General features: G+C 74.7%; 4 protein-coding genes and 1 pseudogene. 4 read left to right on the top strand and 1 reads right to left on the bottom strand.

Annotated features, from left to right (window positions below; translation table 11 throughout):
• Positions 1–312: 312 nt before the first annotated feature.
• The gene (gene trmB, locus E4099_RS06990) at positions 313–1035 is read left to right on the top strand and encodes a tRNA (guanosine(46)-N7)-methyltransferase TrmB (protein WP_245244647.1); all 723 of its coding nucleotides are present in this window, start codon (positions 313–315) and stop codon (positions 1033–1035) included.
• 136 nt (positions 1036–1171) lie between these two features.
• Positions 1172–2662: pseudogene (locus E4099_RS06985) on the top strand (PrsW family intramembrane metalloprotease); the annotation flags it as partial.
• A 1215-nt stretch (positions 2663–3877) separates the two neighbouring features.
• Here the strand turns inward: E4099_RS06985 and E4099_RS06970 are convergent.
• A complete protein-coding gene (locus E4099_RS06970) occupies positions 3878–4882 on the bottom strand; it encodes an SMI1/KNR4 family protein (protein ID WP_135338062.1) in 1005 nt (334 codons plus the stop codon).
• A gap of 208 nt (positions 4883–5090) precedes the next feature.
• Between E4099_RS06970 and E4099_RS06965 the strand changes: the two genes are divergently transcribed.
• Both E4099_RS06965 and E4099_RS06960 read left to right on the top strand, forming a co-directional pair.
• A complete protein-coding gene (locus E4099_RS06965) occupies positions 5091–5624 on the top strand; it encodes a YwqJ-related putative deaminase (RefSeq protein ID WP_135338061.1) in 534 nt (177 codons plus the stop codon).
• Positions 5625–5628: 4 nt separating this feature from the next.
• Positions 5629–6126 carry an SUKH-3 domain-containing protein gene (locus E4099_RS06960; protein WP_135338060.1) on the top strand — a complete coding sequence of 166 codons (498 nt, stop codon included), beginning with the start codon at positions 5629–5631 and terminating at the stop codon, positions 6124–6126.
• The last annotated feature ends 34 nt before the right edge of the window (positions 6127–6160 follow it).

Raw genomic sequence — 6160 nt, 5'->3', positions numbered from 1 at the left:
CTGGCGGGCTGGCGGGCTGGCGGGCTGGCCTAGCCTGGACCACGGGAGGCCCCGGCGGACCGACGGCCCAGGCCATGGGGCCGGCTCCCGAGCGCGGTGGCCGCCCGTCCCATCCCGGTCGGCCCCGCGCCACGCGGAGTCCGCGGACTCCGCGGATCTCCACGAAAACCACAGACACCGCGGCCGCCGGAACGTGGCCGAGCTCGCAGCCGACCCGCGCCCGACCGACCGTAGAATCGACCCATTGTGTCCGAGAACCCCACCGCACCCCAGCCCAGCGAAGGCCAGCGCCGCCGCGACCGCGGTGAGCCGATGTTCCCCGGCGGCCCCGTAGCCGACCCGGCCGGCTCGCACCACGAGCGCCGCATCCGCTCCTTCCGACCCCGCCGCGGCAGGGTCACCCCAGGTCAGGGCGATGCCCTGCGTCGTCTGTGGCCCGCCTGGGGGCTGGACATCGACGGACTGCGCCCCCTCGATCTCGGGGAGTTGTTCGGCGACCCGGAGCTGCCGGTGGTGCTGGAGATCGGCTTCGGCATGGGCGAGGCCACGGCGCAGATGGCCGGCGCCGACCCGGGCACCGGCATACTCGCCGCCGATGTGCACACCCCGGGCCAGGGCAATCTGCTCGCCCTCGCGGAGCGGAACGAACTGTCCAACATCCGGGTCGCCAACGGCGACGCGATCATCCTGCTGCGCGAGATGCTGGCGCCGGACTCGCTGGCCGGGCTGCGCGTCTACTTCCCCGACCCGTGGCCCAAGAAGCGGCACCACAAGCGGCGGCTGATCCAGCCCGAGTTCGTCGCGCTGGCCGCCACCCGCCTCCGGCCAGGCGCCCTGCTGCACTGCGCCACCGACTGGGAGCCGTACGCGGAGCAGATGCTGGAGGTGCTGACCGCCTCCCCGGACTTCGAGAACACCCAGTCGGACGGCGGCTACGCGCCCCGCCCCGACTTCCGGCCACTGACCAAGTTCGAGGGACAGGGGCTGGACAAGGGGCATCGGGTGCACGACCTGATCTTCCGGCGCAAGGGCTGACCGGTCCGCCCCCGGCAGAGGCTCCGCCGGGGGCGCCGACGGCCCGGGGCGGGCGCTCCGGGCGGGGCGTACGGCCGGCTCTGGGCCGGGCATAATCGCTGAGCCCCCCACACTCCCCCTTCGTTAGGGTCGTCGAGTGCACCAGTCCCCATCACCGCGCGAATCCGCTCCACCGGTCCCGGGCGCCGAGCCGCGACCGGACGCTGACGCCGGGCCGGAGCCCGCGGGGTGGCACTCCACACCGTCGCACCGATGGTGGGACAACCTCTGGTACAACCGTGCGCTGCGCGCCACCCTGCTGGTGCTGCTGCTCTCCCTGTCCGGGCTGGTCATCCTCGCCCTGGTGCGCGAGCAGACCGGTACCGAGGGCTTCCTGGTCGGGCTGGGGCTCGCGGTGCTTCCGGTGCCGCTGCTGATCGCCGCGTTCCGCTGGCTGGACCGAGTGGAGCCGAAGCCCTGGCGGAACCTGATCTTCGCGTTCGCCTGGGGTGCCTGTGCCGCGACGCTGGTCGCCCTGCTCGCCAACGCCTTCGCGACCGAGTGGCTGATGTCCACGGTGCACGGTTCCTCGGCCGCCGACCACCAGGCGGACGCGGACGCCTGGGGAGCCACCTTCGTGGCGCCGGTGGTGGAGGAGAGCGCCAAGGGCAGCGCGGTGGCACTGCTCTTCCTCTTCCGCCGCCGCGACTTCAACGGGATCACCGACGGCGTGGTGATCGCCGGCATCACCGCCACCGGGTTCGCCTTCACCGAGAACATCCTCTATCTGGGCTCGGCCTTCGTGAACGACCAAGACGCCGGCTACTCGGGCCTGCGCTCCTTCACCGCGGCGACCTTCTTCATCCGCGTCATCATGTCGCCGTTCGCCCACCCGCTCTTCACCGCCATGACCGGCATAGGTTTCGGCCTCGCCGCGGCCGCCACCGCCCGGCAGCGAGTGCGCCGGGTCCTCATACCGATCGCCGCGCTGCTCACCGCGATGGTCCTGCATGGCCTCTGGAACGGCTCGGCCACCCTGGGCGGCTTCGGCTTCCTGGCCGTCTACGCCCTCTTCATGGTCCCGGTGTTCGGTCTGCTGACCTGGCTGGCCGTCTGGTCGCGCGGCAACGAACTGCGCACCATACGCGCGTATCTGCCGGTCTACCAGGCGGCGGGCTGGATCACCCCGCCGGAGCCGCTCGCCCTGTCCTCGATGCGCGCCCGCGGTATCGCCCGCGATCTGGCCCGGCGTACCCGGGGCAGCGCGGCGGCGCGCACGGTCGCCGAGTACACCGCGTACGCCACCTCGCTCGCCTTTCTGCGGCAACGCGCCCACCGGGGCACCGTCGGCGCCGAGTTCACCGCCCGGGAGCAGGCGCTCCTGAACAAGCTGTGGCAGCGCAGGGAGGTGGCCCAGCCCGCCCTCGCCCACGCGGCCTTCTCGGTGCCTCGCCCGCGCCTGCCGATGCCGCCGTACTGGGGCCCGCCGCTCGCCCAGGGCCGGTGGCCGCAGCCGTACCAACCGGGACCGTTCCCCGCCGGGACGCAGCTCCCGTTCCGCCCTTACGCACCGGGCGCCACCGGCGTCCCCGGCCCGGGCAGCCCGCCCCCGTACGCCTGGTACGCCCCGTACGCCTCGGGCGCACCGGGCGCACCGGGCGGCCCAGGGACTCCCGGGGCGGCGGGAGCGCCGGGCATCCCCGGGGCCGCCGCGCCGGGAACTCCGGGGGCGCCGGGCGGGCCGGGCATCCCGGGAGCGGCGGGCGCTCCGGGCACACCTGGCGCACCAGGGGCCGCGGAGGCTCCGGGGACTCCAGGAGCACCAGGCACCCCGGGAGCCCCAGGAACACCCGGCGCACCAGCAACACCAGGGGCACCAGGGACACCCGGCGTCGGCACGCCTGGCCCCCCGGGCCCCAGCGGGCCGCCCGTTCCCTGGGCGGAGAGGTCGAACGCGGGCGCGATGGCGGTGGGCGGCAGCGCGCTGCCCGCGGACATCAGCTGGGTCGGGGCGTCCGGGCGCACCCCCGGCGGCGGGGTGTCGTCATCGTCGGAACCCGCCAGCGGCGGCGCGAAGACCGTGGCAGGCGGCGCGACCGAGCGGTCCCCGTCGTCCGTACCGGAGTTCGCGTCGGTCCAGGGGGTACCGCCGACGGACCCACCCGGGGCGGATGCGCCCGGGCCGTGGCCCGAACCGCCGGGTGCGGCCGGCGGCGCCTCGGCGGCGGCCACCCCGGGCCCGCCCTGAGGGCTCTGAGGGCTCTGCGGGCTCTGCGGGCCCTTGGACAGACCGCTCCCGGCACCCGCCGATGCGTCCGCGGGCGTCGAGGCCACCGGCGCGGACGGGGCAGACGGGGCAGACGGGGCAGACGGGGAAGACGGGGCCGCGGCCGGGGAAGGTGCCTCGTCCGCCCCGCCTCCGGCCCGGCCCGCGCCCGCGCCCGCGTCGGCGCCGGTGCCCGAGCGGCGGTCCGGGATGCCCATCGCGTCCGCCGCGTCCTGCAACCACTGCGGTGGGGTGAGCAGGAAGGAGGTCGCGTTGAGGTCGATCCGCTGCGGCGGCTCCGCGGAGGTGTCCGCCGGTTCGGGGAGCGTGCCGTACTCCTCCTCGTAACGGCGGATCACCTCACCCACCGGCAGCGCCGGCCACAGGGTGGTCTCCCCGCTGTCCCGGGCGATCACCAGCCGGGCGCCGCCGGAGGGGGAGCCGGAGGCCGGACCGCCCTCGCGGTCCTCCGCCCAGGCCACGAAGCCCAGGTCGAACTCCCGTACCCGTACCTCGCGCTGCTGGTAGCCGGGTACGTCCCCGTTGACCCACAGCTCCGCGCGCTCCTGCGCCTGCGCGAACGTCACCATCGCGCGCTCACCCCTCCACCGGGACGGCGTACGCGAAGCCGCCGTCCACCATCAGATGCGCCACGGTCTCCAGCTCGGGCGGGTTGCCCGCCAGTCGCAGCAGGAAGGCGTCGAAGTCCTCGCCGCAGGGCAGCATCAGCCGCTCGACCCGGTCGTGCACCGTCCAACCGTCCTGGTCCCGGGCGTCGTCGTAGGCGCAGAACCACACCGTGCCGACCGCCTCGCCCTTGACCTTCACCGCGATCACGCCGCCCTGGACGAAGCCCACGCCCAGGTAATCCTTGGTGAAGTGGTCGCGCAGGCACTTGTTGACGTAGACCAGGTCGTTGACGGCCGCTTCGTCGCGCACCGTGAAGAACGGCTGGTCGACCAGGAGTCCCAGCTCCGGGTCGAGTGCGGCGCCGGCCGGCGCGCAGCCGCCGGCGGCCTTGAGGAAGGACCGGTAGGCCTCGGGCAGGCGGTAGCCGAGGTCCTCCTCCACGCCCAGCACCTGCTCCTCGGTGACCGAGATGCCGCGCTTGGGCAGTCCGAAGTGCACCGGCCGGGTCTCCTGCAGCGGGCGGGTGCCCCGCTTGTCCTGGTCCACCTGGGCGGTGGCCAGCCCGCCGTGGTGCCGCAGCAGCGCCTTCACCTCGGCCGGGATCAGCTCCATCCGGCGGGTACCGGCGACATGGTGCCAGGTCCAGCCGTGCGGGGTGGCGACCGAGGAGAGCCCGTCCCACAGCGGGTGGCCGGCGGCGTGCAGGGCCGCGTTGGCGGAGACGTAGTCGGTCAGCCGCAGTTCGTCGACGCCGAAGCCCTCCGGCGGTTCGGCGATCTCCGCCGCGGCCCGCGCGAAGGGCTCGAAGTCCGGGTAGCCGTGCTCGTCCACGCGCACACCGCGCGAGTAGCGGGCGGCGCGCACCGGGTCCGGGAAGTGCACGACCTGCCCGGCGTAGGCCGTGTTCGGTGGCGCGGCATGTCCAGCACCGCTGCTGGGCGGTGCCCCCAGTCCTTGCCGACCTGTCGTCATGGCGGTTCTGCCCCCTGCTGCTGCTGGCTACTACGGACAGACTATGCGGTGCCGCGTGGGCGCACCCGGCTCCCCGCACCCACCGTGACGGCGGCCGTCCACGCGACGCGCCGGGACGGACCTGATTTCCGCACCACCCGCCCCATTTGGCAGGCTGACCCCCGCAACAGGGGGTTGCGCGCGTTGGCGCAGGGAGGGAATGACCGTCATGAACACTACGGAGGGTCGCGGGCCCACCGTACCCACGCAGGCCGGAGGCGACCCCCGGCTCAGCTGGAGCGGGGGGACCCAGCCGGCCGGACCGCCGCCGGTGCTGCACCGCAGGGACGGCATCCTGCCCACCGTGGCCGCCGCCCTCGCCATCCGCGGCGAGACTCTCACCTGCACCGCGGGCAAGGCCGACCAGCCGCCCGTACTCCACCACCTGGTGCAGGACTTCTTCGACACCCTGGGCAGTGGTCAGCGCGAGCGGTTCACCGGCCGCTGCCCGGAGGCGGTGCTGCTCTCCCGCCATCTGAGCGCGGTCGAGGGCAACCGCGGCAAGCGCGCCTCGCGCAAGCCGCTCACCCCGGGTGAGGCGCGCCGCGCGTTGAAGAACGCCCGGCTCACCACCCGGCGCATCCGCGAGGACGGCGACCCGCTGCACGGCGCGTACGCCCCACCCTGCCGCTCCTGTGCGGCGCTGCTGAACCACTTCGGGGTGGCCAGCGTCGACGCCTTCGGCACCGCGGACAGGGGCTGATCGCATGCGCGCCTTCGAACGCACCGCCACCACCCGTTTCCCGGCCGCCGTGGACGCCGTCCTGCGCGAGGCGGGCTGGCAGCCCGGGCGCTGGGACATAAAGCAGGCGGAGTTCTGGGCCGACACCCTGCGCGCCCACTCCTCCCCCGCCGGCCACCGGCACCAGGTCTTCCCCGCCGCGGTGGAGGCATGGGCGGAGTTCGGCGGGCTGGAGGTGCGGCCGCCCGGCTCGGGGCGGCAGATCGCCCCCACGCCGTTCCTGATCGACCCGCTGCGCGGGCTCCATCTGGCCCGCACCCTGGCGGACCTGGGGCGGGCGCTGGGCACCGAACTCAGCCCGCTGGGCGAGGAGGCGGACGGACAGGCGCTGCTGACCATCGACGCCGAGGGCCGGGTCTACAGCCTGGACCACAGCGGCGACTGGTACCTGGGGGCCACCATCGACCAGGCCCTGGACGCCCTGATCACCGGCGTCCTGCCACCCCGGCTGTCCCGGCCCTGACGGCCCGGGCCGCCGCTCACCGCCGCGGCCCGGC

Origin of the sequence: Streptomyces palmae (assembly GCF_004684805.1) — a bacterium.
Classification (GTDB): Bacteria; Actinomycetota; Actinomycetes; order Streptomycetales; family Streptomycetaceae; genus Streptomyces; species Streptomyces palmae.
Note: the sequence above shows the minus strand (reverse complement) of the source record. Positions and strands in the feature narration are given on the sequence as shown.